This is a genomic window from Nonlabens sp. Hel1_33_55 (assembly GCF_900101765.1).
Taxonomy (GTDB): domain Bacteria; phylum Bacteroidota; class Bacteroidia; order Flavobacteriales; family Flavobacteriaceae; genus Nonlabens.
Genome location: NZ_LT627735.1, coordinates 466,059 through 490,691, shown reverse-complemented (window position 1 = coordinate 490,691; position 24,633 = coordinate 466,059). Strand labels below are relative to the sequence as shown.

Below are 24,633 nucleotides of genomic sequence, written 5' to 3'. Positions count from 1 at the left end.
AAATAGCGGATTTAACGGATGGAGTACAGCGATAATGCGGTTTTTAAGGTATCTTTGCAAAGTTAATCAAGCAATTTTTACTCTTCTCAAAATCGTTTCATAACTTTTTGAAACAACAACTATCTGCACTTAATACTAGAATGAGTTTAAAGAATGAATATGGAATCCAATATGATTGAAGTTACCGATAATGCCTTTTTACGTCAATATGAATGTCAGCAAGAATCTGGCATGGCAAAAATTGAATATGCTCAACAAGAACGTAAAATTTTTCTTACTAAACTTATAATTCCAGAATCCCTAGAAGACAATGTTGAGTTCAGGGAAAATTTTCTAAAAGCTGTTTTTGCAGATATTAGAGATAACAAAAAATTGAAGGTAGTACCTACGCATCCAAAGATTGCTGGTTTTGTACGCAAGCATCGCAATGATTATAAAGAAATGCTTCCTGTAGGTATTAGTATCTAACGATGTAACTGCGCCCAGCGCTCCCAGTAATTTCGAGCCTTTTCCAGATCTGTAGCTGTATCAATACCTATGGTATGATTTGAGGTCTCAACCATTCTTATCTTTTTACCATATTCAAGGTGCCTGATGGCTTCAATCTTTTCCGCTAGCTCTAGTGGTGTAGGTTTTGATTTATAAAAGTCCATCAACGCATCTTTGCGAAAAGCATAGATCCCAACGTGTTTATAAACCTCAGCAGTTGCAGATTCATCTCTTATAAAAGGTATAGGTGACCTAGAAAAATACATGGCATTGCAATATGTATCAACAATCACCTTTACGTTATTAGGGTTTTCAATATCTCGTTCCTCGCTTAGGGTATGCATAAGTGAAGCAAGCGCAATTTCGTTTTGCTCATCATCATCAAAAACTTCTAACAGTCGCTGCAGATCTTCTTTGTTGGTAAAAGGTTCATCGCCTTGAACATTAACAACAATATCATAATCAAGATCTTCAACAGCTTCGGCAATACGGTTGCTACCACAATCATGCTCTTGATCGCTCATCACGGCCTTACCGTCAAATTGTAATACGGTTTGATAGATATCTTTACTATCTGTTGCGACAAGAACCTCGTCAAACAGGTTCGTATTTTTCACCGCTTCATACGTGCGAACGATTACGGGAGATCCTCCTAAATCGAGCAATAACTTTTTGGGCAGTCTTTGCGATTGCAAACGTGCGGGAATAATCGCTATTTTCTTAAGCATACTAATAATTTAATGGTAATGACCAATAGAGAGAACGTTCTTTGATTTTGATATTTTTACTCTCTGCAAATTCTATAAATTCATTATAATCAGCACGCTTAGTAAAATATAGCTGGCGGTACCTACCATTACAAAGTTTAATACTTACCACATTGATCGTATTATTTTTCACTACAATAAGATCGATTTCTTGAAACGCTATATAACGTTTCAAGCTAATGGTTTTCAAACCAATCAAATATAGTATTGTGCCTGGAATTACAACTATTGATGCTAGTGCAACCTCAATCCATTTTGAAAAATATATACCGTAAATCAATTGAATTATTGCGGGTATAAATAATAAGGCTGGAAGCCACCATATGATATATTGATCCCTATCAATGATACTTAGCGTTTGTTCCTTTTCAGACCACGTCCACTCTGTTGATTTTCGTTCCAAGAAACTCATTATTGCTCGATTGTAGTTGGGTTGTTACGCTTTCGCGAAAGCGGACTTTTCTTAAACATTTTACGGTACAATTTGCGAATTCCAAAAAATGTCAGAATCACCACAATGACCGCTAAAAATGGGGCTAGAATGGAGAGTATGCTCAGGAATGTGGAAAATATAGCCTCGAGAATACTAATAATAGGATTTGCAATGCCAGCAGTAACCGTCGTGCTTGTCGCGCGGGCTGCACTTGTGGTCGTGGCGATACTTGCGGCCGTACCACCACCGGCTATTATCGCCAGAGTCCAACTATAAATAGGGTCTACATCACTAAGTACCGTAAACATCACTAGCGTTCCCGCGACTGTCGCCAGCGGTATGGAAACCGTATCCAGCAAATTATCCACGTACGGGATAAAATAGGCACCCAATTCTATAACCGAAGCTACTGCAAGCACGATGATTGCAGTCAAACTTCCTGCCCATTGCCAGTCCTCATTGAGCGGTATCCATCCCAAATATCCCGAGATACTTAATAGTAAAAGCGGCACAAAAACCCGAAACCCTGCACTTGCAGATAGGCCTATTCCCAGGCAAACACTTATGATGATTTCTAGCATGTTTATTCTATGAAGTTCTCATTTTTGAAGCCGATAAGGTACAAATTTGTTTTAGCTCGCGTCACTGCAGTATACAACCATCGCAAATATTCTTTACTGGGACCATCTGGTAAATAAGGTTGTTCCACAATCACATTTTCCCATTGTCCACCTTGCGATTTATGACACGTGATTGCATAAGAAAATTTAACCTGTAGCGCATTGAAATAGGCATTTGCCTTGATTTCCTTGTATTGTTTCCACTTGGGTAATTTCAGATAATCCATACGCACCTCTTGGTACAGACTGTTACTCTGCTCATAGGTAAGCGATGGAGACTCTGACGTCAATGTATCGAGCAATAACGTCGTATCAAAAGCTTTTGCGTTGGGATAATCCACCATGCGCACCTTGACGTTTGCAAATTTAAAATTATAGATTTCCTTAAAATCGTAGATTTCTAACACCTCAATAATATCACCATTTGCGATGAACCCTGCGTCGCTAGTTATATCCAGCCAGTGATAATTATTCTTGACCACCATAAGGTAATCTCCTGCCGCTAGCTCGCTTTCGCGAAAGAGAATACGCGACCTGATTTGTTGGTTATATAAATTAGCTCGCTTGTTGGACCTCACGATGATCGCTGTTTCTTCGTGACCTTGATTATCATAAGCACTCATCACCGTTTCCATAATTTCATGGCCGTCAATTAATCGCTCGATGTCTTTGAATGGTTGGGTTTTGAATTTAAAAGTAGCATCATCTTGTTCGATATGTTCTCTGATTTGGGTAGCATTATAGAGAATTCCAGAACCTTCTGACTGTCGCTTGACCTCATCCAGTTCCATATCGATAACCGTTTTGAGATATCGCTGTTCTATAAGTTGAGCATCCAGGGCTGGCGAAATGTCTAATTTCACAGGTGGCAGTTGGGCTGTATCTCCTATAATAATCAGTTTGCACTTAAATCCATTATAAACGTATTCAATCAGGTCATCCAGCAGTGAGCCATTCCCACCGAACATCTTATTTTCTGCTGCAACATCTGGAATCATGGATGCCTCATCTACAATAAATAGAGCATTGCGATGCTTATTTACCTTGAGCGTGAATTGAACATTGCCAGATCCTTGACCTTTTGGATAATAAATTTCCCTGTGAATGGTAGCCGCTTGTTTATTGGAATAACTACTAATCACCTTTGCAGCTCTACCAGTTGGCGCCAGTAGTACCGGGCTTTTTTTTACTTTCCACAAACTTTTGACCAGGCTACTAATGATGGTGGTCTTACCTGTACCAGCATAACCGCGCAACATGAATATCTCGTCCTTTTCTGGACTAAGAATAAACTGCGATAGTTCTTCCAGGGCTCTTTCCTGCTGAAAAGTAGGTTCAAAAGGAAAATCGAGTTTAAGAATTTTAAAAAAATCTTGCGGAGTCATCAAAAAAGTGTGGAAAGGTAATGGATAAACTTAATTCAAAAATGTCACGGCTCATTAGGACGAGACAAAAAAAATTGTAGATTTGTTTGCTTTGAAATTAAGTTAATAAACAACTCTTCTTATGTTCAATTTGATCTTGTCGGTAGTAATTGGAATTATAGTGCTAGTGCTACTTGCGATTTTTATCAATAAAATACCACGCAAACTTCATATTGTAATTATTCTTGTGCTTTTAGCATTGATAGGATTCTTTGCATATAAACTTTATCAATCCATTGCTGAACCTGTTAGGTTTGAAGCAGTCAAAGAAGAACGCTACAAAGATGTCGTTTCTCAATTGATCACCTTGCGTGATGCAGAAGCTGCACATAAACTCATTAAGGGTAAATATACAAATGACATCGACGCTCTTGCTAGATTCATTGATACGGCAGAATTTGCCTTGACCCAAAAAAGAGATAGTACCGTAGTCGATGTAGAAAAGAACAGAAGATATGGACTTTCTGGTGCTGGTGGATATACTAAGGAAATTACTCTTATCGACACTTTAGGATTTAGATCTGTGAAGGACTCTTTATTCAGTGGTGTTGACATTAGATCCTTGTTGAACTACCCTATTGAAGGAGCTCCAGGTAAAATCGAATTAGCAACAGATACGTTTGTTGATGGTGAGAATATTTTGAGTGTCTTTGAAGCAAAAGCATCTAAAGCAGACATTCTTTTTGATCAACCAGAACGTCTAGTAAATGCAGAACTTGAAGCAAAGGCAGTGGAAGCTATTGATGGACCTAACATTATAGTAGGAAGCCTTTCTGAGGTGACCACAAGTGGAAACTGGCCAAGACAATATGCCCCAAACCGAAGTAACTAATACCGAAAAGAAATATAGTCTGTCCGTCCTGATTCATCAGGATGGACTTTCTTTTTATACCCATAACTCAACGGGTATTCAAGAAACTTTTTCTAAAGAATTTAAATATTCTTCAAACCCTATTGAGATACTGGCTGCCATTGAAGATGTGATGGCTTCGCAAGAGTTTTTGAAACAGGAATTTGAAGATGTGAAACTCATCTATCATCATAATGTTTTTGCAGCGGTACCATCAGCTTTATTTGAGGAAGAGTACGCCGCAGATTATTTAAAGTATAATACTAAACTGTTACAGACAGATACTATTAGCATTGACGATCCAGTTCCTGCTTTTGGAGCACAGATGGTTTATGTAGCGTATTCCAACGTCAATAATTACTTCTTTGAAACCTACGGTGATCACTCATATTTTCATTATTCTACGAGATCACTAACGACACTTTCTGGAATGCCTAGCGGTATTTATCTAGAGATCATGCAGTCCCATTTTTACTTTACGGTGATGGATAAGGATCATCTTGTAGCCCATAATATTTTCCCATTTGAACAGGTAGAAGATATCTTATACTATACCTTATTTGCATTAGAACAGAATAAACTAGATCCAGAAACGATTCCGCTTACCATTATCCAGAACAACAAAGACCAAAAACTATTTAACCATCTCTACACTTATGTGCGGAATGTAAGTTTTATAGAAGATTATAAGGATTACCTCAACAAAGTCATATGCGCATAATTTCAGGTATTCACAAAGGCCGCCGTATTCAAGCTCCCAAAAATTTGCCGGTGCGTCCCACTACTGACATGGCCAAAGAAGCTCTATTCAACATTCTGCGCAATATTATTCATATAAGCGACATCAAGGTTTTGGAACTTTTTGCAGGTAGCGGTAACATGTCTTATGAGTTTGCCAGTCGCGGTGCTGGTAATATTCTAGCCGTTGACAAACATTTTCCATGCATTGCATTCATCAAAAAAACCGCAGAGGAACTTAATCTTCCTATTGATACCATCAAGGCAGATGTTTTCAAGTTTTTAGAGAATCACAGCATCAAATATGATATCATTTTTGCAGATCCTCCATATGCACTAGAATCCACAGATTTTCTCAAAATAGCCGATACGGTTGCAGAAAACCAAATGCTCAACGAGGATGGTCTTTTAATTATTGAGCACTCCAAACACACTGACCTAAGTGAGCACCCATCGTTTGACAATGCCCGTAGATATGGAGGCACGGTATTTAGTTTTTTCAAAACTACGCCAGAAGAAAATTAAAAGATGAATCATCATCTATCTGGCCATAACGATCGTTCAAAACGCAGGAACGAAGTCAAACTAAGTTTGAGAACAGATCTATCAAACAAGAAAAAAGATCTTGTTGAACCTAATAAACTAGGCAAGCTTCAAAAAACCAGACCTAATCACATCAATAAAGTAATTACAAATAAAGTTGTTCAAACGAACAGAAAAGAGGCAAGACTCAAGCTGGCCATATTCACCGTTTGTTCAATAATAGTTATATCATTTTTATATTGGCTGATGAGCTAAGTCACATATTCGAAAGCCTACAATCCCTTAAAATTAAAAAAGCAGGCCTATAAGCCGGATTCTGTGATCCCGCACAAACGGGAACCTCTATCATTTATCTAGGATCGCAATTACTCAAGATCTCAAACTGCCTACCCTTCAGATCGCACGGATCGCACTCAAGCTCTGATTTACGCGACATTTCACCACATAGAGTTTACCTGGTTTCACTACAGCATTATCTGTACATTCTTTCTGTTGCACTGGTCCTATCTCGCTTTCGCGAAAGCGAAAACAAAACGACGGCCGTTAGCCGCTATGATATCCTATGGTGTCCGGACTTTCCTCCTCAACAAAAGCTGAGACGATAGAGCGGCCTGCTGCTGCAAAACTAACCGAATTATGTGATGCCTGTTAATAATTAGGGCAAAAACAACAGGCGTCAATGAAGGATGAAGAGGTACATCATTTTATCTTTGAAACCCATGGAACCTTTCATAGTATCTGCCAGAAAATATAGACCTGAAACCTTTGAGGATGTTGTGGGTCAATCTGCTATTACCAAAACTTTGGAGAATGCGATTGAGAGCAATCACCTAGCGCAGGCACTTCTATTTACAGGTCCTCGCGGTGTTGGAAAAACGACTTGTGCACGTATCCTTGCCAAAAAGATCAACCAGCATAATGTTGAGTATGATGCAAATGAAGATTTTGCATTCAATATTTTTGAGCTGGATGCTGCTTCCAACAATAGCGTTGATGGGATAAGAGAACTTATCGCACAAGTGCGCATACCGCCACAAGTAGGTAAATACAAGATTTATATTATTGATGAGGTTCACATGCTTTCATCTGCCGCTTTTAATGCTTTTTTAAAGACTCTTGAAGAGCCACCAGCGCATGCAATTTTTATTCTTGCTACCACAGAAAAACACAAGATCATACCGACCATTCTATCGCGCTGTCAAATCTTTGATTTTAAAAGAATTACTGTAAGCGACATGCGTGAGCATCTTAAAAAGATTGCTATCAAGGAAGGTATTGATGCAGATGAAGAAGCACTGCAGATCATTGCCCAGAAGGCAGATGGTGCATTGCGAGATTCACTTTCCATATTTGATAGAGTCGTTAGTTTTTCAGGGAAGGATCTCACGGTTCAGGCTGTGACTGAGAACTTAAACGTTTTGGATCGGGATACTTATTTCAGCATGACTTCGCTGATTTTGGAGAATAATATTCCGCAATTGTTGATTGACTATGATCAGATTATGGTCAAAGGTTTTGATGGACAACATTTCTTGAGCGGGCTTGCTTCGCATTTCAGAGATCTGATGGTGTGCAAAGATGAGCGCACTATCGTTTTACTGGAGTTAGGAGAATCCACAAAGCAGAAATATCTAGAACAATCCAGGAAAACAGATCTTGAATTTTTAAAAACTGCTATTGAAATCACTAATAATGCAGATTTAAAATATCGCAACAGTCGCAATCAGCGATTGCTGGTTGAGTTGTGTTTGATGCAGCTTGCCTCTATCCTACTGCCAGAATCTGGCGAAAAAAAAAAGCCTCTAACGTACATACTACCAGCTAAAACCTTTGAAAATGCTGTAGTTGCAGAACCTGTAGTTGATAAATCAAACTATAGCCAACAACCAGAAAAGCAATCAGATGAATCCATTCAGGAAACTAGTACAAAAGTCCCTGCAATGAATAGTGTCGCAGATCTCGAAGATGTTCCGGAACCTTCTACTCCAAACAAAACCTCTGAACCCTCATCTAAAACTGATGCGTCTTCAAGTGAGGATCAAATATCGCTAGCCGAAAAACGTAAAGCGCTACTTCAAAAAGGTCAAAAACGAGTGAGCTCACTCTCTATTCAAGGAATGGAGCGCAAAAAGGAGATGCTAGAAAATCAGAAAGATGCAACTACATCATCTGATCGTTTGCCTGAAAAAGAATTCTCTCAGGAAGAATTGACGATGGTATGGAACAAATATGCAGATCATCTCAAAGAAAGAGGCGACTTTATCTTATCCAGTATTTTAGGAATTGACCAACCAAGATTGAAAGGAACTACAATTCACCTCAAGTTCCCCAACGCTTCCATGAAAGAGGACCTTGAAAAGGATAAAGGCCAAATCTTAGAATATCTCAAAAGGGAACTGAACAATTATTTAATTGATTTCGAAATAGAAGTTGACAAAACGGTAACCAAGAAATACATCTATACAGATCAGGACAAATTCAATAAGTTGGCAGAGAAAAACCCAGCGGTTGATTTACTACGCAGGACGTTCAATCTAGAGTTTTAATAACTTGAAAAGTGTCAAAACAAAAGCCGCATCTTATGGATGCGGCTTTTGTTTTATTCGCTTTCGCGAAAGCGATATTATCTTACATTCTGTAGGAAAGTGTCAATTGATAGAAACGATTTTCTGCCTCAAATCCTTGAGCTCCTAAATCGCCTTCAAAAACATTATTGAAACCATAACCATATCTCGCATCAATGCTCAAACCATTAGTTATCTTAATCCCTAAGCCACCTATTGCCTGATAATCGCCATCGTAATAATCACCTCTATCGTTTTCTGAAACGTTCAAAGCCAGCTGTCCACCTACATTTAAATATAGGAAACGTGCGATGTTGACTTGAGCTAATAATCCACCCGTCAAGTAGTTAGTTTTTAATCTATCATCATTACCATTGATTCCTTCTACCTCATCTTCTTTTGCTCCAAGTGCGCTAAAGCCAATTTCTGGAACTAGAGCAAATGTGTTTCCCAGCGGAATTTCTGAAAAGAAAATCACGGCTGGTGCGATACGAGATTCTGGATCTTCTAACAAATTGGTTTCCAGATCAGAATAATTGGCGCCCAAACGTATCCCAAACTTCGTTTCAGTTCTATATTGAGCTATTGCTGTGCTTGATATAAGCGCAAGCATTATGAATGGTAAAAATTGTTTCATGTTTTTATTTTAGTCTGTTCTCTGTAATAATTTTTAAAAGTAATTAAAAAATCGCCTATAGCGCAGTATTTTGGGTTTTTGAATTATAGATGGATTTAATGATGCCGTCAGTGAGTCCAATTTTAGGAACGTGAATATTCTTTGCCTCGCTCCATTTCATGGATCTTAAATAGATTCTACAGGCTGGAATGATAACGTCTGCCCTATCCTGATTAAGCGCTAGATGATAGATACGTTCTTCATAAGTATAGCTTTGTAGCTTTTCATAATAACTAGTCATATAGAAATATGATAATGGCTTGCCATAAGCCTTACCGCTATTCTTGAATATGTTATTGATATTACCACCTGAACCTATGAGTTCAATTCGATTGTATGGCTCACAAACTTGTTTTACCCAGTTTTCTGCTTCGGTCCACAGGGAACTTTTTACCATGTCATTTAGGAGACGTACTGTTCCTATTTTGAAGGATTTTGATTCAACGGCGTGACCGTTAGCAAAAAGAGTAAATTCTGTACTACCACCACCAACGTCGACGTACAAATAAACTTTTTCCTGATCAATAATGCTATGCAAGTCTGTCATCGCGATGATGGCAGCCTCGTGGGAACCGTCAATGATTTCAATATCGATGCCGGCTTCCTTTCTAATTTTACGAGACACCTCTTTTCCATTTGTCGCGTCACGCATGGCACTAGTAGCATAAGCCTTATAATCCAAAATCTCATGAACATCCATTAAATGTTTATAAGCCTTCATTGTTTGTACCATACGCTTCTGGTTGTAATCAGATATCTCTCCTTTAGTAAAAACATCCTGACCCAAACGGATTGGTACTCGAACTAAACTCGTTTTTTTGAAAACTGGAGCTAGATCATCAAATAAATTGACCGTGGCTATCAAACATCTAATCGCATTGGAACCTATATCAATAGCGGCATATTTCTCAGTTTTAAATCCCATTAGCTTTGATTTTTGGCTTTGTAATATTCATAAGTGGCATATTGAGATCTTAATTCGGCTTTGTTGTTTTTGACATATTTATTGGATTGCGTTTTATCAAGTACACGCGCTTTGACATTATCGTTCCAACAAATATCCAGCGTCTCAAGAATTTCTTTTTTAATATCCTCGTCATAGATAGGACATGCGATTTCCACACGGCTATCTAGATTGCGTTGCATAAAGTCTGCGCTTGAGATATATACTGCTGGATCACCGTCATTGTGAAAGTAGTAGACGCGTGGATGTTCCAAATAGCGGTCCACAATACTTATGGCTTTTATGTTCTCGCTCATACCTTTCACGCCAGGAATAATACAGCATATACCGCGAACGATCAATTCAATCTTAACGCCAGCACGTGATGCCTCATAGAATAGGTCAATCATGCTGTAGTCAGAAAACGAGTTGAGTTTGAGACGAATTTTTGCTGGTTTTCCCGCTTTCGCGAAAGCGATCTCACGACGAACCAATCGCTCTATACCTGGTCTTAGGAAATTGGGACTAACTAATAGGTGCTTGTATTTGTGCTGCTTGTAATTGACTTCAAAGAACTCAAAAACACGTTCTACTTCTTTTAAAATTTTACGATCTGCTGTGAAAAGTGTGTAGTCTGTATAGATGCCAGCGGTTGCCTCATTGAAATTCCCAGTGCTTATAAAACCATAACGCATGAGCTTATCGTTCTCACGTCTGGTTATCATACAAGCCTTACAATGAACTTTTAAACCAGGCACGCCAAAAATCATTTTTATGCCCTCTTCCTGCATCAATTCTGCATAATTGATGTTTGCCTGCTCATCAAACCTGGCCTGCAACTCTATGGAAACAGTTACTGATTTACCATTCTTTGCCGCATTCACTAAAGAACCAGCAATCTGCGAAACCTCTGCTAGGCGGTAAATAGTGATTTTTATCTCTTCCACCTTAGGGTCCAGTGCAGCTTCCCGCAAGAATTTAGTAGTATTTGCAAAGGTGTGATATGGTGCATATTGAAGAATATCCTTTTGTGCGATTCGTTTCAAAAGTGATCCTTTGATATCAATTCCTTTAATAGGTAGTGCGGTTTGCTTTTGATAGAGCAAATCTTGCCTGCCTAAACTTGGGAACTTAAGATAGTCTCTCCTGTTATGGTACCTACCACTAGGTATGATCGAGTCTGTATCATCAATATCAAGCTTGCTCATGATAAGATCAATCGTCTCTGGATGAATTTCCCTATCAAATACAAATCTTACTGGATCGCCATCCTTGCGATCATACACACTATCCCTGATTTTTTCTAATAGACTCTTTTTAAGATCAAGATCCATGTCTAATTCTGCATCAAGAGTCACCTTGATCATATGCGCCTGTATGTGCTGATATTCAAAGATGCTAAATAAATAATGCATGCGGTGTCTGATCAAATCATCAATCAGAATAATATACTGTTTGCCATCATTGAGATCTGGTAACACCACAAATCTATTCAAGTGTTTTGGCTTTTCAATCAAGGCGTGTTTGATCTTATCCTTGGCAAAAGTCATTCTCACGGCGAGATATCCCATTCCATCCTGTAGTGGTGGGAATGTCGTGGTCTCATCGATCATGATGACGCCTAGAGCTGGACTCACCTTCTCATTGAAGTATTGTCGTATAAAATCTTCATGCTCCTTAAGAATCTCTTGTTCATCAACAATGATGATATTTTCTTTACCTAGTTCCTGCTCCAGATCATTCAATATCTGGAAACTCAACGTTTGATCCTTAATTACCGCCTCATTGATCTCATTCAACAAATCACCGGCAGATATTCCACCCAGTGATTTTGTAGCATTTTTTCCAGCTCGATAAATACGCTGTATGGTAGCATAGCGTACTTTGAAAAATTCATCAAGATTATTAGAGAAAATCCCAAGAAACCTCAATCTCTCAATTAGCGGTACAGTTGGATCGTTGGCTTCCTGTAATACTCTAGCATTGAATTTGAGCCAGCTTAATTCTCTATTATAATATTCGTTGCTCATTGGATGTTTTTGGGAAATAGGTGAAATGTAGTATTACCTTTATTAATCTGAGACCAATCATCGACTGGAAACTCAATAATAACTACACCTGTGGTAGGAATATTGGAAAAGCGTTCAGAGCCTATTATTCCTGCAAGGTCAGTGAGGCCGTGATTGTGGGAAACGATCATACAGGTGTCAATATCGTTATCAAGATCTTTAAGAACCTTCAATTGCTCGTTCCAGTTGAAAGTGTATAAGTCTCTGGTCAATTTAAGTTTCTTAAGCTGGTAATCAATATATTCTGTAATGATAGTAGCTGTTTGCAACGCTCTTGCCGCAGTACTTGATAGGATTAAATCTGGACTCGTATTCAACTCTTTCAAAGCGTTACCAATAGTATGTGCATCATCAATTCCTTTTTGGATCAATGGTCTATCGTGATCGCGAACATCAAACTCCCAACTGGATTTCCCGTGTCTGGTGATAATCAATTTTTTCATTAAGGTTGAAGTCTTTTAGAATTCCAATCACCATTAAGTTTATCAAAAAGAATGCGATCGTGCAAACGGTTGGGTCGTCCTTGCCAGTACTCAAATGAAACGGGTTCACACTCAAATCCACCCCAAAATTCTGGAAGTGGTACATCTTGATCTTTGAATCGCTCTTCCACTTCTTGAAGTTGTTTTTCCAGCTCTTCTCGGGATTCTATGACATTAGTTTGATGACTTGCCCAAGCTCCCAGCTGGCTACCACGTGGTCTAGAATTAAAATAAGATGCTGACTTTTCTCGGGATGCCTTTTGGGATATGGCCTTTATAATCACCTGACGTTCCAGACTAGGCCAGAAAAAATGAATGCAGATATGCTTGTCATTAGCAATGGAAACAGCCTTTTCTGAAGTGTAGTTGGTATAAAAAATGAATCGGTTATCCTTAATTTCTTTGAGTAAAACGATGCGAGATTTAGGAAATCCATCGCTACCAATTGTCGAGATTCCCATCGCATTAGCCTCTTCTACTCCATCATCATTTTCGGCATCTTGAAACCATTTGGAAAAAACTTCAAAAGGATCGTTCGAGAGATTTTCCTCTAATAAAGCATCCTTCTCATAGGATTTCCTTGACTCGTGCAGGTTCTGTTCCATGTACTGGGTTTCCCTGCAATTTATGAATTTGATAAATTAAATGGATGATTCTAAAGAAAGGTTTCACAAAACCTCCACGAGTGTAACCTACATTCTCGATGTAATAATAAGTGAATTTGATATCGCTTTCGCGAAAGCGGACAAATCCTACAACCATTACTTAGTTCTTAAACCTTTGTGCTAAAGAGTTCAGATTCCGTTATCCGATTTGAACCTTAATACCGGCTAAAATGAGAATAAACCTAGTCTCAATGAATCAAACCGAAAAATAAAATTTATAGATTCCGTTTGCAGGCATATCTGAGAAAAACAGGAAGAAACAAAAAGCCCATCAAACAACGTTTGATGGGCTAAAGATGCGATCTTGTTAGATCGTCGTCGGGGTGGCAGGATTCGAACCTGCGACCTCCTGCTCCCAAAGCAGGCGCGATGACCGGGCTACGCTACACCCCGATTTTTATTTATGTCAGTTACGGATCTGACTTAATTCGTTTGCGGAGAGACAGGGACTCGAACCCTGGCGACGGTTACCCGTCGACAGATTAGCAATCTGCTCCATTACCACTCTGGCACCTCTCCAGTTTTAAAGAACGGCTACCATTTCTGAAAGCGGATGCAAATGTATGGTATGTTTATATTTTGCCCAAGTAATCCTGACTTTTTTTAAATGAATTTACTCAGGATATTCTATGCGAAGATGATACATGCTCGCGAGCTTCTTTTTGATGATAGTTTTAATGGACTCGATCTGTTTTAAGGTTATATCTGCATTAAGATATTGACCATTATTCATCTGTGAAGTAATAATGCTTTCCACAAGCTTATCAATAGCCACACTACTAGGACTCTTAAGACTTTTAGAAGCGGCTTCTACACTATCAGAAATCATCAAAATCGCCGTTTCTAAGCTATAAGGTCGTGGGCCAGGATATCTAAATAGGCTTTCATCCAGATCTGGATGATCTGCCTGTTCTTTCTTATAAAAGTAATAAACTAGACTATCGCCATGGTGCGTTCTAATAAAATCTATAATTCTATCTGGGAGATTATTTTTCTTGGCGATTTCTACTCCGTGAATTACGTGATCTATAATAATTTGAGCGCTTTCTTCTGGGTCAAGATCATCGTGAGGATTAATGCCATTACCCTGATTTTCTGTAAAATAAGTTGGATTAGCCATCTTACCAATATCATGATACAAAGCTCCTACTCTAACCAGCATGGCGTTTGCACCTACCTCATTTGCAATCGTCTCTGCTATGTTTGCAACATTGAGGGAATGATGAAATGTTCCAGGAGCTTTATTAGAAAGTTCCTTCAGTAATTTTGAATTTGTATCTGACAACTCCAATAAGGAGACGTCACTTACCAAATTGAATATCTTTTCAAATACATAGATCAACGGCCACACAAATAGCATTGCTAAACCGCAGAGTGTAAAATAAAGAAGCCTATCCCATTCCCAACCAGTTATTCCACCTTGGTATACAGCATAGAATGCGAAATAAGAGATGAAATAAACCAAAACGATTTTACCAACGGTGACAAATAAGTTCGCTCGCTTATAAATCTCTTTTCCCGACAAAATCGTCACAATACCAGCCATGATCTGTAAAAACAGATATTCAGCACTAGATGGAATTACAAAACTCAATATGAAAATAATAATCACATGACTAAACAATCCTAAACGAGCATCAAAAAATGCTTTCACTATTAGTGGTAACATACACACTGGAACGATGTATACAAATACAGCATCTAATTTTACCACAGCTGCTGTTAGGATTGCAAAAAGACAAATATTGAAGTATATAAATAGTAGCTTCTTATTACTCTGGTAGACCTCTGTTCTATATTTCTTTATAAACAACATAAGCATAGTAAGCGCCATCCCTACCAGAATCACGTAGCCTAATAATTTCCAGTTATATTGGGAGTCAGACCATGTTTGCGATTCGTAAGTACTGTTGAGAGTATTAAGTATCTGGAGTTTGTCGCCTTCTACAATTTCGCCTTGAGCGATAATTCTGGAATTTTGAGCAATCAAACCTCGAGTAGGTAATATTTTCTCAAGCTCACTCTCGATATTAAGATCGGTTATGGGTTGATCATAAAAAATATTAGGCTCTATTAACGCTTTAAGCCTGCGTGTAAGAACTGCATTAAATTCATCGGGATAATCTTGAAATAATTCATCAACTTGTTGGTTTAGTTCTTTTGGTAGCACGAGGTCACCATAAGTCAATTGTTGTAATTCATCATCACCAGTTTTCAATACAATAGGATGAATATCCTTTAGATCCTGTACATCCTCCAGATATCCATTTTTTAAAAGCTTTGACAGGTATTCATTGGCGGTAGTGTAAATCCTACGGTTATAAATATTATAAATGCTATCAGATAGTCCTGCTTGTAGACTTTCCGTATAATTATTTAACAACTCGTTCTGATCAACATTGGTACTATAAAAATGCCTAGGAGTTTGTTCAATTACTTCCAGTCTCTCTTCAGCGAGTTCTTCCTCATCTTTCATGATTGCAAACCGGAACGGTGAGTAGAGCGTTTCATATTCCCATGGCTCACCTTGAGCATAGTCATATTTAAAACGATCGCTTTTAGGGAAGAAATAAACTATGATGGCCGTACAAAACAGAACTAAAAATATTCTGATGGCCAGATCTTGATGTTGGTACAATTTATTTTTAGAAGCCTTCATTAATGCAAAGTAACAACTATCGAAATAATTATTAGGTACAATTAAGGATTGTTACCTTTTGAGATATTATTGACAGAAAATAGAACTTGAAATTATTATTTTCGCAAAAAAACATCTCGATGAGAAAAGTAGTAATAGTTTCATACGCACGTACACCCATAGGTAGCTTTTTGGGATCCCTGAGTTCAGTTCCAGCGACTGAATTAGGCACCATTGCAATTAAAGGCGCTCTTGACAAAATCGGGTTGGATCCTAAACATGTTCAAGAAGTTTTAATGGGTCACGTAGTTCAAGCAAACACCGGTCAGTCTCCGGCAAAGCAAGCTTCTTTAGGTGCTGGAATCTCTAATAACGTTCCAGCAACTTCTGTAAATAAAGTGTGTGCAAGTGGTATGAAATCAATCATATTAGCAGCTCAATGTATTGCGTTAGGTGATCAAGATGTTATTGTTGCGGGTGGTATGGAAAATATGAGTCAGATACCGCACTATTTAAATTTGAGAAACCCACAGAAATTTGGACCAGCAACTATGATTGATGGTATGCAGCGCGATGGGCTGGTAGATGCCTATAATAAAAATGCCATGGGAGTTTGTGCAGATCTATGTGCATCTGAAAATGGTTTTTCTCGCGAGGATCAAGATAAATTTGCCATTCAATCCTATGAACGATCTGCTGCGGCATGGCAAGCTGGAAAATTTAAAGAAGAAGTGGTTCCAGTTGCTGTAAAACAACGCAGAGGTGACGATATTATCGTAGATACTGATGAAGAATTTTCCAATGTCAAAATGGATAAGATCCCATCACTTAGAGCTGCATTTTCTAAAGATGGAACGGTAACAGCTGCAAACGCAAGTACTATAAACGATGGTGCTGCAGCAGTGGTTCTCATGAGTGAGGAAAAAGCAAAAGAATTAAATATAGAGCCATTAGCCACAATTATCAGCTATGCAGATGCATCTGTAGAGCCAGAAAGATTTACCACCGCTCCAGCAAAAGCATTACCAAAAGCGTTGGATAAGGCCAAATTGGGACTAAAGGATATGGATTTCATTGAGCTCAACGAGGCGTTTGCAGTTGTAGGACTTGCCAATATGAAGTTATTAGGCATCAATGATGAAAACGTAAACGTTTATGGTGGAGCTGTTTCATTGGGTCATCCATTAGGATGTAGCGGTGCTCGCATAGTCACGACTCTATTAAGTACACTTAAAAATGAAGGTGGTAGATTAGGCGCTGCGGCAATTTGTAATGGTGGCGGTGGAGCTTCAGCCTTAGTTATCGAGTCTCACTTTTAGATGAAATACGGTATTTGTCCTATATCCATTGTACCTATGCGACAAGAAACTAGTGATACTAGTGAGATGGTGTCCCAGATGATGTATGGAGAAGTTTTTAAAGTATTGGAATATCGTAAAAAATGGTCACGCATACGTCTGAGCAATGACCATTATGAAGGATGGATTGACAACAAGCAATACCTAGAAATACAAGAAAATGATTATAAGAATCTAAGTGATAAAAATAATATCGCTTTCGCGAAAGATCCCATTAGCACGGTCACCCATTCAAATCAAACGCTTAGTTCAATATTAATAGGCTCTCAAATATCGTCTGCTACTTTTCTAGGAGATAGTTTTTCATCCACAGATATTGCCAATTTAAAAGTTCAGCATGAAAAGTCAAATTTAGTAAGTGAAGCTTTGTTATTGTTAAACACACCTTATTTATGGGGTGGTCGCTCAAATATGGGAATCGACTGTAGCGGCTTTACTCAGCTAATTTATAAACTGAACGGTTATTACCTATCTAGAGACGCCAGTGAACAAGCTAAGCAAGGAGAAGTGTTAAGTTTTATAGAGGAGTCAGATCCAGGCGATTTAGCATTTTTTGATAACACAGAAGGTTTGATAACTCATGTTGGAATCATCATGAAAGATAATTACATCATTCATGCGCATGGAAAGGTTAGAATTGACCGTTTAGATCAAACGGGAATATTTAACTTAAATACTTCCAGTCACTCTCATAAGCTGAGGATGATTAAAAAAATTGTATAGAAAAACCCAGCAACTGCTGGGTTTCAAATCAAAGTTCTTTTAATAATTTAATTAGTTACCTGCCTCTAGAGCCGCTGCCTTATCGTCCATATTAAAAGCTTTGTAAATACTAATTAATGTCGTTTTAGCAGAATCCATATCAGGCTTAAGTTCAAGCACTTTTTCATAATGTTTAGCAGCATTCATATAGTATTCTTTCTGTTGAACCGCTGTAGTTTCCTCTAAGTTCCCTTTTTGTATATAAGCCGCAGCTAAATTATTTTGAGTTGCGTAATTTGAGTTATCTAACTCTATACTCTTATTGTAGTAATCTATAGCTTGATCCCAATTTTCTTTATCAGCAGCAGCTACTGCTAAATTTTGATATACTGCAGGATCTGTAATTTCTTCATTCATTTTAGAAACAGCTTTTTTATATTCTTCCTCCATACCTACCAAAAGATATAAATTTGCGGCTGCGATTTTTAAACTTTCATCCTCTGGATATTTGTCGAATATCTCCATTACAAGGCTTTTAGCTTTTGGTTTTTCACCGTTGTTATTATAAACCCAAGCTAAATTCGTTACAATTGTGCCGAGCTTAGAATCAGATTTTTCTAATCGAGCATTAGTATATTGACCCGTTTTTACCGCAACCTCAGCTGTTTTTAGATTTGGAAAAACTTCATCCTTATTACTTCCCAAAGAAGTTGCTAAAGCCGTTTCTTCTATTCCCGTATAGCCCTCATCTAATAACTGCTGGTAATTATCTTTAGCGCTTTTGAAATCACCTGATCGGTAAGCTAGGTTTGCTGCATTCTCTCTCATCCGTTGATTAGAAGGATCTAATTCTAACAAATAATTTACTGAAGCTAATGCCTCATCTTGTTTTCCAGCCTGTAACATTTTTTGTGCATGTGCGAAAATAGCATCACTTACCAAACTTTTTTGGCCACTAACGGCTGCTGAATCATATCCTAAATCCTTAGCTTTATCAAATAAAACCATTATGTTCTGCAATTCTTTACCACTTGCGGTCACTCTATTAGGATTTCCTAACATTGTAACGGCCTTGAAATAAGTATAGTCTGCCACATATTTTTCCTCTACTTCACTCTCATTAATTTCGCTAAATAAAGAAGAAGCCTCTTTGTAATCATTATCCTCAACGGCTTTTTCTATCTTTCTTATCTCTCGTTTCTGAGCAAAAGCAAGGCTTGAAAATGCCAGTCCTAATATTAATAACCTATAATTCATAATTGTAGTTCTTTAGTTTTTATTCTTCACTATCATCAGTTGCAAGGGTTGTGCCATCTTCCGTATCGCTTGAGTTGGTAGCATCCTCTGCTGTTTGCTCCTCGTCCTCGTCCTCTTCATTAGCAACTTTCGCGACAGCGGCAATGCTATCATCACCTTTGACTTTAATCAAACGAACACCTTGAGTTGCGCGTCCCATGACTCTAAGATCTGAAACATCTATGCGAATTGCAATACCCGATTTGTTAATAATCATTAAACCATCGTCATCTGTTACATTTTTAAGCGCTACTAAACCACCAGTTTTCTCAGTGACAGATATTGTTTTTACACCTTTACCACCACGATTGGTTTCACGATAATCTTCAAGGCTGGAGCGTTTACCATAACCTTTTTCTGAAACAACGAGAATCTCAGAGTCCAAATCATTAACTGCAACCATTCCTATCACTTCATCCTTATCGTTTGCAAGTCTTATACCGCGAACACCGCTAGCGTTTCTACCCATGGATCGCGTTTTCTTCTCATCAAATCTAATGGCTTTACCGCTTTTGAGACCTAACATGATCTGGCTATCTCCAGTAGTCAGTTTTGCTTCTAGCAGCGTATCGCCATCCTTAATAGTTATGGCGTTGATACCATTCGTACGTGGTCTAGAGTATTGCTCGAGAGAAGTTTTCTTGACGGTACCTTTTTTAGTACACATAATAACATAGTGACTGTTGATGTATTCTTCATCCTTTATATCTTGAGTACAAATGACAGCTTTTACATTATCATCCTGCTCGATATTAATAAGGTTTTGGATCGCTCTACCTTTTGAGGTACGGCTACCTTCAGGGATTTCAAAGACTCGCATCCAGAAACACTTTCCTTTCTCGGTAAAGAAGAGCATGTATTGATGGTTAGTTCCCACAAAAATATCTTCTAGGAAATCCTCATCCCTGGTAGTACTTGCCTTCTGCCCTACACCACCTCGGTTTTGGGTTTTATATTCAGTAAGACTTGTTCTTTTGATATAACCGGCATGTGAAATGGTAATTACTACCTGCTCATCAGGAATCATATCCTCAATACTCAAATCACCTCCAGCATACTCAATTTGAGATCTTCTTTCATCACCGTACTTCTCGCGTATTTCAGCAAGTTCTTCTTTGATGATTTCCATTCTGCGTTCTTTCTTAGCTAGAATGTCTTTTAAGTCGGCGATGGTGACTAATAGGTCATTATATTCTGTTCTTAGTTTGTCCTGCTCCAGACCAGTTAGTTGACGCAGTCGCATTTCAACTATGGCTCTTGCCTGAATTTCAGAAAGTTCAAAACGTTTGATCAGGTTTTCACGAGCTTCTTCGCCGTTAGAACTAGCTCTAATAATTTTGATGACCTCATCAATATTATCACTCGCAATAATCAATCCTTCAAGGATGTGGGCACGCTCTTCTGCCTTGCGCAACTCATATGTGGTACGTCGTACTACAACCTCATGGCGATGCTCCACAAAATGGTGGATCATTTGCTTGACGTTCAGCATTTCTGGACGACCGTTGACTAAGGCAATATTGTTAACGCTAAATGATGATTGTAATGCGGTATGCTTGTAAAGCGTGTTTACAACGATGTTAGGTATCGCATCACGTTTCAATACATAAACGATACGCATTCCCTTTCTGTCAGACTCATCGCGTATGGATGCTATGCCGTCCAGTTTCTTGTCATTAATAAGGTCTGCCGTTTTCTTGATCATGTCAGCTTTGTTGACCTGATATGGCAACTCGTCCACGATAATACACTCACGACCTTTGACTTCCTCTATTCTAACACGACCACGTATTTTTACACGACCACGACCTGTGTGCATCGCTTCTTTCACGCCGTCATATCCATAAATAATACCGCCGGTAGGGAAATCTGGTGCTTTAATGTGCTGTATCAACTCATCAATCTCGATGTCATGATTATCTATATAGGCAATGGTTCCATCAACAACTTCGGTTAGGTTGTGTGGTGGCATATTAGTCGCCATACCTACAGCGATACCACTTGCTCCATTAACCAATAGGTTAGGCACTTTAGTAGGTAAAACCGTTGGTTCTGAAAGTGTATCGTCAAAATTAAGCTGAGTATCGACCGTTTCTTTGTCGATATCGGCAAGTAGCTCTTCTGAGATTTTGCGCATGCGCGCCTCTGTATATCGCATTGCCGCTGGTGGATCACCATCTACAGATCCAAAATTTCCCTGACCGTCAACGAGCATATATCTCAATGACCATTCCTGCGCCATACGAACCATGGTATCGTAAACAGATGTATCACCGTGTGGGTGATACTTACCTAAAACTTCACCTACAATTCTTGCACTCTTTTTATAACCACGATTGGAAAGAACTCCCAACTCATACATTCCATAAAGCACGCGTCTGTGCACGGGTTTCAAGCCGTCTCGCACATCTGGCAGTGCTCGTGACACTATGACCGACATCGAATAATCGATGTACGCTGACTTCATCTCATCCTCAATATTGATTGGGATTAACTTTTCTCCATCTGCCATTTAAAAATCTATTTTATTACGTATAATTTTAACAAAGAGCAATTTAAGTAAAATGTCAGTAATGATAAGGCTCTACGACAGATTAGACAGTGTTTTTATTAACACTTTGATAGGATTTGTGTGGATAAGTATTCAGTTGCTCAAATAATGCGTTGAGGCTTGTGGTTAGTACGCTTTCGCGAAAGCGTAACTTCACTTTAACCCATAATTACAATGCGGAATGCTTTTTGAAACATATCTTTAAATTACATTTAGACAAAGAAGCGATATGGACGATAATTTTTCACCAAGAGTCAAGGACGTGATCGCCTACAGCAAGGAAGAAGCCCTGCGATTGGGACACGATTTTATAGGAACTGAACATTTAATGCTAGGATTATTGCGTGATGGCGATGGCAAAGCAATTGAAATACTTAATAATCTTTCTGTGGACTTAGATCATCTACGCAAAAAAGTAGAGATTTTAAGCCCTGCAAATCCAGGTTCTGGAGCAGTAATCAATGAGAAGAAAAACCTACACCTTACTAGACAGGCAGAACGAGCACTTAAAACAACATTTTTAGAAGCAAAACTTTTTCAAAGTACCTCTATTAATACAGCACATTTACTGTTGTGTATTTTACGCAATGAAAATGATCCAACCACTAAGTTACTAAATAAGCTTAGAGTTGATTATGATGGTGTTAAAGAGGAATTCAAAGTATTATTGTCACAGAGTGATGATAGCTATGAAGACCCGCTAGCATCATCGTTTAGCGATGACGCGGAGGATATGAAGGATGATGGAAAGGAGAATCTTTTCTCACCTTCTGGAGATAAGAAAACGAACAAGAAGTCTAAGACTCCAGTTTTGGACAACTTTGGGCGAGATCTTACTAAAATGGCTGAAGAGGATAAATTAGATCCTGTGGTAGGCCGTACAGAAGAAATCCAGCGTGTGTCTCAAATCCTAAGTCGTCGTAAGAAGAACAACCCTTTACTTATAGGAGAGCCTGGAGTTGGTAAAAGCGCCATTGCAGAAGGTCTTGCATTGCGTATCATTCAGCGCAAGGTTTCTAGAATTCTATACGACAAGCGTGTGATCACTCTTGACCTTGCTAGCCTTGTGGCTGGTACTAAATATAGAGGTCAGTTTGAGGAGCGCATGAAAGCGGTAATGAACGAGCTTGAAAAAAATGAGGATATCATTTTATTTATTGATGAGATTCATACAATCGTAGGTGCTGGTGGTGCCGCTGGATCTTTGGATGCCAGTAATATGTTCAAACCTGCCTTAGCACGTGGAGAGATTCAATGTATAGGTGCGACAACTTTAGATGAGTACCGCAATAGTATTGAAAAGGATGGTGCTCTAGAAAGACGTTTTCAAAAGGTGATGGTAGAACCTACCAACGTTGAAGAGACGATTGAAATCCTTAATAATATTAAGGACAAATATGAAGAACATCACAACGTTGAATATACGAACGGTGCCATTGAGGCCTGTGTGAAATTGACCAGTCGTTATATGACTGATAGATTTTTACCAGACAAAGCTATTGATGCGCTTGACGAGGCTGGTTCACGTATACACATTGCCAACATTGAAGTACCACAACAAATTCTGGATCTTGAAAAACAGCTTGAAGATGTTAAGGAGGAAAAAAACAGTGTTGTCAAAAAGCAGAAATACGAACAAGCTGCCAAATTAAGAGACGATGAGAAGAAACTTGAAAAAGCCCTTGCCGAAGCTCAAGAAGAATGGCAAGAAGCTTCTAAACTTCATAAAGACACCGTAACTGAAGAAAACGTTGCAGAGGTTGTGAGCATGATGACAGGAATTCCTGTAAATCGTATTGCGACTAAAGAAATGAAGAAACTTAAGGATCTGGATCACACGATCACAGATCTTGTAATAGGTCAGGATAAGGCTGTGAAACAAGTGGTTAAAGCCATACAGCGTAATCGTGCTGGATTGAAAGATCCTAATAAACCTATTGGGTCATTTATCTTCTTAGGACAAACTGGTGTTGGTAAAACACAGCTAGCTAAAGTTCTTGCAAAAGAATTATTTGATTCAGAAAACTCGTTGATACGAGTGGACATGAGTGAATACATGGAGAAGTTTGCTATATCTCGTTTGATAGGTGCACCTCCAGGATATGTAGGTTATGAAGAAGGTGGACAGCTTACTGAAAAGGTTCGTAGAAAACCATATTCTGTAATCTTGCTTGATGAGATTGAGAAAGCGCATCCAGATGTATTTAATATGTTATTGCAGGTATTAGATGATGGTTATTTGACAGATAGTTTAGGTCGTAAGATCGACTTTAGAAACTCCATTATTATCATGACCTCAAACATAGGTGCTAGAAAACTCAAGGACTTCGGTTCTGGAGTTGGATTTGGTACAGCTGCTCAAAAATCTGCAGAAGCAGATAATACTCGTAGTGTGATTGAAGGTGCGTTGAAGAAAACTTTTGCTCCTGAATTCTTAAATAGAATTGACGACGTGATTGTATTCAATGCCTTGGAGCGTGAGGATATTCACAAGATTATCGATATCGAATTGAAAAAACTTTTTGCTCGTATTGATGATTTAGGTTACAACCTCAAGCTTAGCGATAAAGCAAAAGATTACATAGCCGACAAAGGTTTTGACAAACAATATGGTGCTAGACCGCTCAAAAGAGCTATTCAAAAATACATTGAGGATGCACTTGCCGAAGAGATTGTTAACAGCCAGCTAGTTGAAGGTGATTCTATCTATATGGATCTGGATGAGAAGTCCAATGAACTTACCGTAAAGATTGAAAAAGCAACAGAATCTGCTGAGTAATTGACAGCCATTAAATATTAAAAATCCCGAGCAATTGCTCGGGATT

General features: G+C 38.6%; 22 protein-coding genes, 2 tRNA genes and 1 other RNA gene. 9 read left to right on the top strand and 16 right to left on the bottom strand.

Translation table 11 applies throughout. The features are described from left to right. Nucleotides 1-159: 159 nt before the first annotated feature. Nucleotides 160-468, top strand: coding sequence for a GNAT family N-acetyltransferase (locus BLO34_RS02230; protein WP_090756365.1), 309 nt, complete (start codon nucleotides 160-162; stop codon nucleotides 466-468). On the opposite strand, the gene kdsB is transcribed toward BLO34_RS02230, so the two are convergent. The 4 genes from kdsB to BLO34_RS02210 are packed head-to-tail and all read right to left on the bottom strand — an operon-like array spanning nucleotide 465 to nucleotide 3,694. Then, nucleotides 465-1,217 (bottom strand): 3-deoxy-manno-octulosonate cytidylyltransferase, encoded by a 753-nt coding sequence (gene kdsB / locus BLO34_RS02225; RefSeq protein WP_090752211.1) that lies wholly within the window; start codon nucleotides 1,215-1,217, stop codon nucleotides 465-467. The genes BLO34_RS02230 and kdsB overlap by 4 nt on opposite strands. A gap of 1 nt (nucleotide 1,218) precedes the next feature. Beyond that, nucleotides 1,219-1,668 (bottom strand): hypothetical protein, encoded by a 450-nt coding sequence (locus tag BLO34_RS02220; protein WP_090752209.1) that lies wholly within the window; start codon nucleotides 1,666-1,668, stop codon nucleotides 1,219-1,221. Continuing rightward, nucleotides 1,668-2,270: a DUF4126 domain-containing protein gene (locus BLO34_RS02215; protein WP_090752207.1), complete on the bottom strand. Its 603-nt coding sequence runs from the start codon at nucleotides 2,268-2,270 to the stop codon at nucleotides 1,668-1,670. Before BLO34_RS02215 ends, BLO34_RS02220 begins: the two co-directional genes overlap by 1 nt. Before the next feature lie 2 nt (nucleotides 2,271-2,272). Further along, a complete protein-coding gene (locus BLO34_RS02210) occupies nucleotides 2,273-3,694 on the bottom strand; it encodes an ATP-dependent RecD-like DNA helicase (RefSeq protein WP_090752205.1) in 1,422 nt (473 codons plus the stop codon). 121 nt (nucleotides 3,695-3,815) lie between these two features. On the opposite strand from BLO34_RS02210, the gene BLO34_RS02205 reads away from it, so the two are divergent. From BLO34_RS02205 to BLO34_RS02190, 4 genes are read left to right on the top strand one after another with little or no spacing between them, the layout of a single operon-like run. Next, nucleotides 3,816-4,565: a hypothetical protein gene (locus BLO34_RS02205; protein ID WP_090752203.1), complete on the top strand. Its 750-nt coding sequence runs from the start codon at nucleotides 3,816-3,818 to the stop codon at nucleotides 4,563-4,565. Continuing rightward, nucleotides 4,543-5,304, top strand: a complete 762-nt coding sequence (locus BLO34_RS02200) for a DUF3822 family protein (protein WP_090752201.1) — start codon at nucleotides 4,543-4,545, stop codon at nucleotides 5,302-5,304. Before BLO34_RS02205 ends, BLO34_RS02200 begins: the two co-directional genes overlap by 23 nt. Beyond that, a complete protein-coding gene (gene rsmD, locus BLO34_RS02195; protein ID WP_090752199.1) occupies nucleotides 5,295-5,846 on the top strand; it encodes a 16S rRNA (guanine(966)-N(2))-methyltransferase RsmD in 552 nt (183 codons plus the stop codon). The genes BLO34_RS02200 and rsmD overlap by 10 nt, the downstream gene beginning before the upstream one ends. Before the next feature lie 3 nt (nucleotides 5,847-5,849). Next, complete coding sequence (locus tag BLO34_RS02190) at nucleotides 5,850-6,119, top strand: hypothetical protein (protein ID WP_090752197.1); 270 nt, start codon at nucleotides 5,850-5,852, stop codon at nucleotides 6,117-6,119. A gap of 34 nt (nucleotides 6,120-6,153) precedes the next feature. Here BLO34_RS02190 and rnpB read toward each other — a convergent pair. After that, an RNA gene (rnpB, locus tag BLO34_RS02185) (RNase P RNA component class A) lies at nucleotides 6,154-6,482 on the bottom strand. Nucleotides 6,483-6,583: 101 nt separating this feature from the next. Between rnpB and BLO34_RS02180 the strand changes: the two genes are divergently transcribed. Then, nucleotides 6,584-8,410: a DNA polymerase III subunit gamma/tau gene (locus tag BLO34_RS02180; protein WP_090752195.1), complete on the top strand. Its 1,827-nt coding sequence runs from the start codon at nucleotides 6,584-6,586 to the stop codon at nucleotides 8,408-8,410. A gap of 82 nt (nucleotides 8,411-8,492) precedes the next feature. Here BLO34_RS02180 and BLO34_RS02175 read toward each other — a convergent pair whose 3' ends face one another. From BLO34_RS02175 to BLO34_RS02140, 9 genes are all read right to left on the bottom strand, one after another. Further along, complete coding sequence (locus tag BLO34_RS02175; RefSeq protein WP_090752193.1) at nucleotides 8,493-9,065, bottom strand: porin family protein; 573 nt, start codon at nucleotides 9,063-9,065, stop codon at nucleotides 8,493-8,495. Nucleotides 9,066-9,120: 55 nt separating this feature from the next. Next, nucleotides 9,121-10,029, bottom strand: a complete 909-nt coding sequence (locus BLO34_RS02170; protein ID WP_090752191.1) for a Ppx/GppA phosphatase family protein — start codon at nucleotides 10,027-10,029, stop codon at nucleotides 9,121-9,123. After that, nucleotides 10,029-12,077 carry a polyphosphate kinase 1 gene (gene ppk1 / locus BLO34_RS02165; protein ID WP_090752189.1) on the bottom strand — a complete coding sequence of 683 codons (2,049 nt, stop codon included), beginning with the start codon at nucleotides 12,075-12,077 and terminating at the stop codon, nucleotides 10,029-10,031. Before ppk1 ends, BLO34_RS02170 begins: the two co-directional genes overlap by 1 nt. Further along, the gene (locus BLO34_RS02160; protein ID WP_090752188.1) at nucleotides 12,074-12,559 is read right to left on the bottom strand and encodes a SixA phosphatase family protein; all 486 of its coding nucleotides are present in this window, start codon (nucleotides 12,557-12,559) and stop codon (nucleotides 12,074-12,076) included. Before BLO34_RS02160 ends, ppk1 begins: the two co-directional genes overlap by 4 nt. Continuing rightward, nucleotides 12,559-13,203 (bottom strand): pyridoxamine 5'-phosphate oxidase, encoded by a 645-nt coding sequence (gene pdxH, locus BLO34_RS02155; protein ID WP_090752187.1) that lies wholly within the window; start codon nucleotides 13,201-13,203, stop codon nucleotides 12,559-12,561. The genes BLO34_RS02160 and pdxH overlap by 1 nt, the downstream gene beginning before the upstream one ends. Further along, nucleotides 13,166-13,360: a hypothetical protein gene (locus BLO34_RS14525; RefSeq protein ID WP_157686622.1), complete on the bottom strand. Its 195-nt coding sequence runs from the start codon at nucleotides 13,358-13,360 to the stop codon at nucleotides 13,166-13,168. Before BLO34_RS14525 ends, pdxH begins: the two co-directional genes overlap by 38 nt. Nucleotides 13,361-13,581: 221 nt before the next feature. Further along, nucleotides 13,582-13,656 (bottom strand) — tRNA-Pro (locus BLO34_RS02150). A 42-nt stretch (nucleotides 13,657-13,698) separates the two neighbouring features. Continuing rightward, nucleotides 13,699-13,782 (bottom strand) — tRNA-Ser (locus BLO34_RS02145). 94 nt (nucleotides 13,783-13,876) lie between these two features. Next, the gene (locus tag BLO34_RS02140; protein ID WP_090752184.1) at nucleotides 13,877-15,922 is read right to left on the bottom strand and encodes an HD family phosphohydrolase; all 2,046 of its coding nucleotides are present in this window, start codon (nucleotides 15,920-15,922) and stop codon (nucleotides 13,877-13,879) included. Between the two features lie 119 nt (nucleotides 15,923-16,041). Between BLO34_RS02140 and BLO34_RS02135 the strand changes: the two genes are divergently transcribed. Both BLO34_RS02135 and BLO34_RS02130 read left to right on the top strand, forming a co-directional pair. Continuing rightward, on the top strand, nucleotides 16,042-17,220 hold the full coding sequence (locus BLO34_RS02135) for an acetyl-CoA C-acyltransferase (protein WP_090752182.1): 1,179 nt from the start codon (nucleotides 16,042-16,044) through the stop codon (nucleotides 17,218-17,220). Beyond that, on the top strand, nucleotides 17,221-17,982 hold the full coding sequence (locus BLO34_RS02130; RefSeq protein ID WP_090752180.1) for a C40 family peptidase: 762 nt from the start codon (nucleotides 17,221-17,223) through the stop codon (nucleotides 17,980-17,982). It begins immediately after the preceding gene. Nucleotides 17,983-18,033: 51 nt separating this feature from the next. Here the strand turns inward: BLO34_RS02130 and BLO34_RS02125 are convergent, their stop codons facing one another. Further along, entirely contained in the window at nucleotides 18,034-19,218 is a 1,185-nt protein-coding gene (locus tag BLO34_RS02125; protein ID WP_090752178.1) for a tetratricopeptide repeat protein, read from the bottom strand. Between the two features lie 19 nt (nucleotides 19,219-19,237). Further along, the gene (gene gyrA, locus BLO34_RS02120) at nucleotides 19,238-21,769 is read right to left on the bottom strand and encodes a DNA gyrase subunit A (RefSeq protein WP_090752176.1); all 2,532 of its coding nucleotides are present in this window, start codon (nucleotides 21,767-21,769) and stop codon (nucleotides 19,238-19,240) included. A 268-nt stretch (nucleotides 21,770-22,037) separates the two neighbouring features. On the opposite strand from gyrA, the gene BLO34_RS02115 reads away from it, so the two are divergent. Then, entirely contained in the window at nucleotides 22,038-24,587 is a 2,550-nt protein-coding gene (locus BLO34_RS02115; RefSeq protein WP_090752174.1) for an ATP-dependent Clp protease ATP-binding subunit, read from the top strand. Nucleotides 24,588-24,633 lie beyond the last annotated feature (46 nt).

Bases quoted from the DNA above. Each gene is read 5' to 3' on its own strand.
- BLO34_RS02230 (WP_090756365.1), top strand. From the start codon at position 160: ATGGAATCCAATATGATTGAAGTTACCGATAATGCCTTTTTACGTCAA.
- kdsB (WP_090752211.1), bottom strand. From the start codon at position 1,217: ATGCTTAAGAAAATAGCGATTATTCCCGCACGTTTGCAATCGCAAAGA.
- BLO34_RS02220 (WP_090752209.1), bottom strand. From the start codon at position 1,668: ATGAGTTTCTTGGAACGAAAATCAACAGAGTGGACGTGGTCTGAAAAG.
- BLO34_RS02215 (WP_090752207.1), bottom strand. From the start codon at position 2,270: ATGCTAGAAATCATCATAAGTGTTTGCCTGGGAATAGGCCTATCTGCA.
- BLO34_RS02210 (WP_090752205.1), bottom strand. From the start codon at position 3,694: ATGACTCCGCAAGATTTTTTTAAAATTCTTAAACTCGATTTTCCTTTT.
- BLO34_RS02205 (WP_090752203.1), top strand. From the start codon at position 3,816: ATGTTCAATTTGATCTTGTCGGTAGTAATTGGAATTATAGTGCTAGTG.
- BLO34_RS02200 (WP_090752201.1), top strand. From the start codon at position 4,543: ATGCCCCAAACCGAAGTAACTAATACCGAAAAGAAATATAGTCTGTCC.
- rsmD (WP_090752199.1), top strand. From the start codon at position 5,295: ATGCGCATAATTTCAGGTATTCACAAAGGCCGCCGTATTCAAGCTCCC.
- BLO34_RS02190 (WP_090752197.1), top strand. From the start codon at position 5,850: ATGAATCATCATCTATCTGGCCATAACGATCGTTCAAAACGCAGGAAC.
- BLO34_RS02180 (WP_090752195.1), top strand. From the start codon at position 6,584: ATGGAACCTTTCATAGTATCTGCCAGAAAATATAGACCTGAAACCTTT.
- BLO34_RS02175 (WP_090752193.1), bottom strand. From the start codon at position 9,065: ATGAAACAATTTTTACCATTCATAATGCTTGCGCTTATATCAAGCACA.
- BLO34_RS02170 (WP_090752191.1), bottom strand. From the start codon at position 10,029: ATGGGATTTAAAACTGAGAAATATGCCGCTATTGATATAGGTTCCAAT.
- ppk1 (WP_090752189.1), bottom strand. From the start codon at position 12,077: ATGAGCAACGAATATTATAATAGAGAATTAAGCTGGCTCAAATTCAAT.
- BLO34_RS02160 (WP_090752188.1), bottom strand. From the start codon at position 12,559: ATGAAAAAATTGATTATCACCAGACACGGGAAATCCAGTTGGGAGTTT.
- pdxH (WP_090752187.1), bottom strand. From the start codon at position 13,203: ATGGAACAGAACCTGCACGAGTCAAGGAAATCCTATGAGAAGGATGCT.
- BLO34_RS14525 (WP_157686622.1), bottom strand. From the start codon at position 13,360: ATGGTTGTAGGATTTGTCCGCTTTCGCGAAAGCGATATCAAATTCACT.
- BLO34_RS02140 (WP_090752184.1), bottom strand. From the start codon at position 15,922: ATGAAGGCTTCTAAAAATAAATTGTACCAACATCAAGATCTGGCCATC.
- BLO34_RS02135 (WP_090752182.1), top strand. From the start codon at position 16,042: ATGAGAAAAGTAGTAATAGTTTCATACGCACGTACACCCATAGGTAGC.
- BLO34_RS02130 (WP_090752180.1), top strand. From the start codon at position 17,221: ATGAAATACGGTATTTGTCCTATATCCATTGTACCTATGCGACAAGAA.
- BLO34_RS02125 (WP_090752178.1), bottom strand. From the start codon at position 19,218: ATGAATTATAGGTTATTAATATTAGGACTGGCATTTTCAAGCCTTGCT.
- gyrA (WP_090752176.1), bottom strand. From the start codon at position 21,769: ATGGCAGATGGAGAAAAGTTAATCCCAATCAATATTGAGGATGAGATG.
- BLO34_RS02115 (WP_090752174.1), top strand. From the start codon at position 22,038: ATGGACGATAATTTTTCACCAAGAGTCAAGGACGTGATCGCCTACAGC.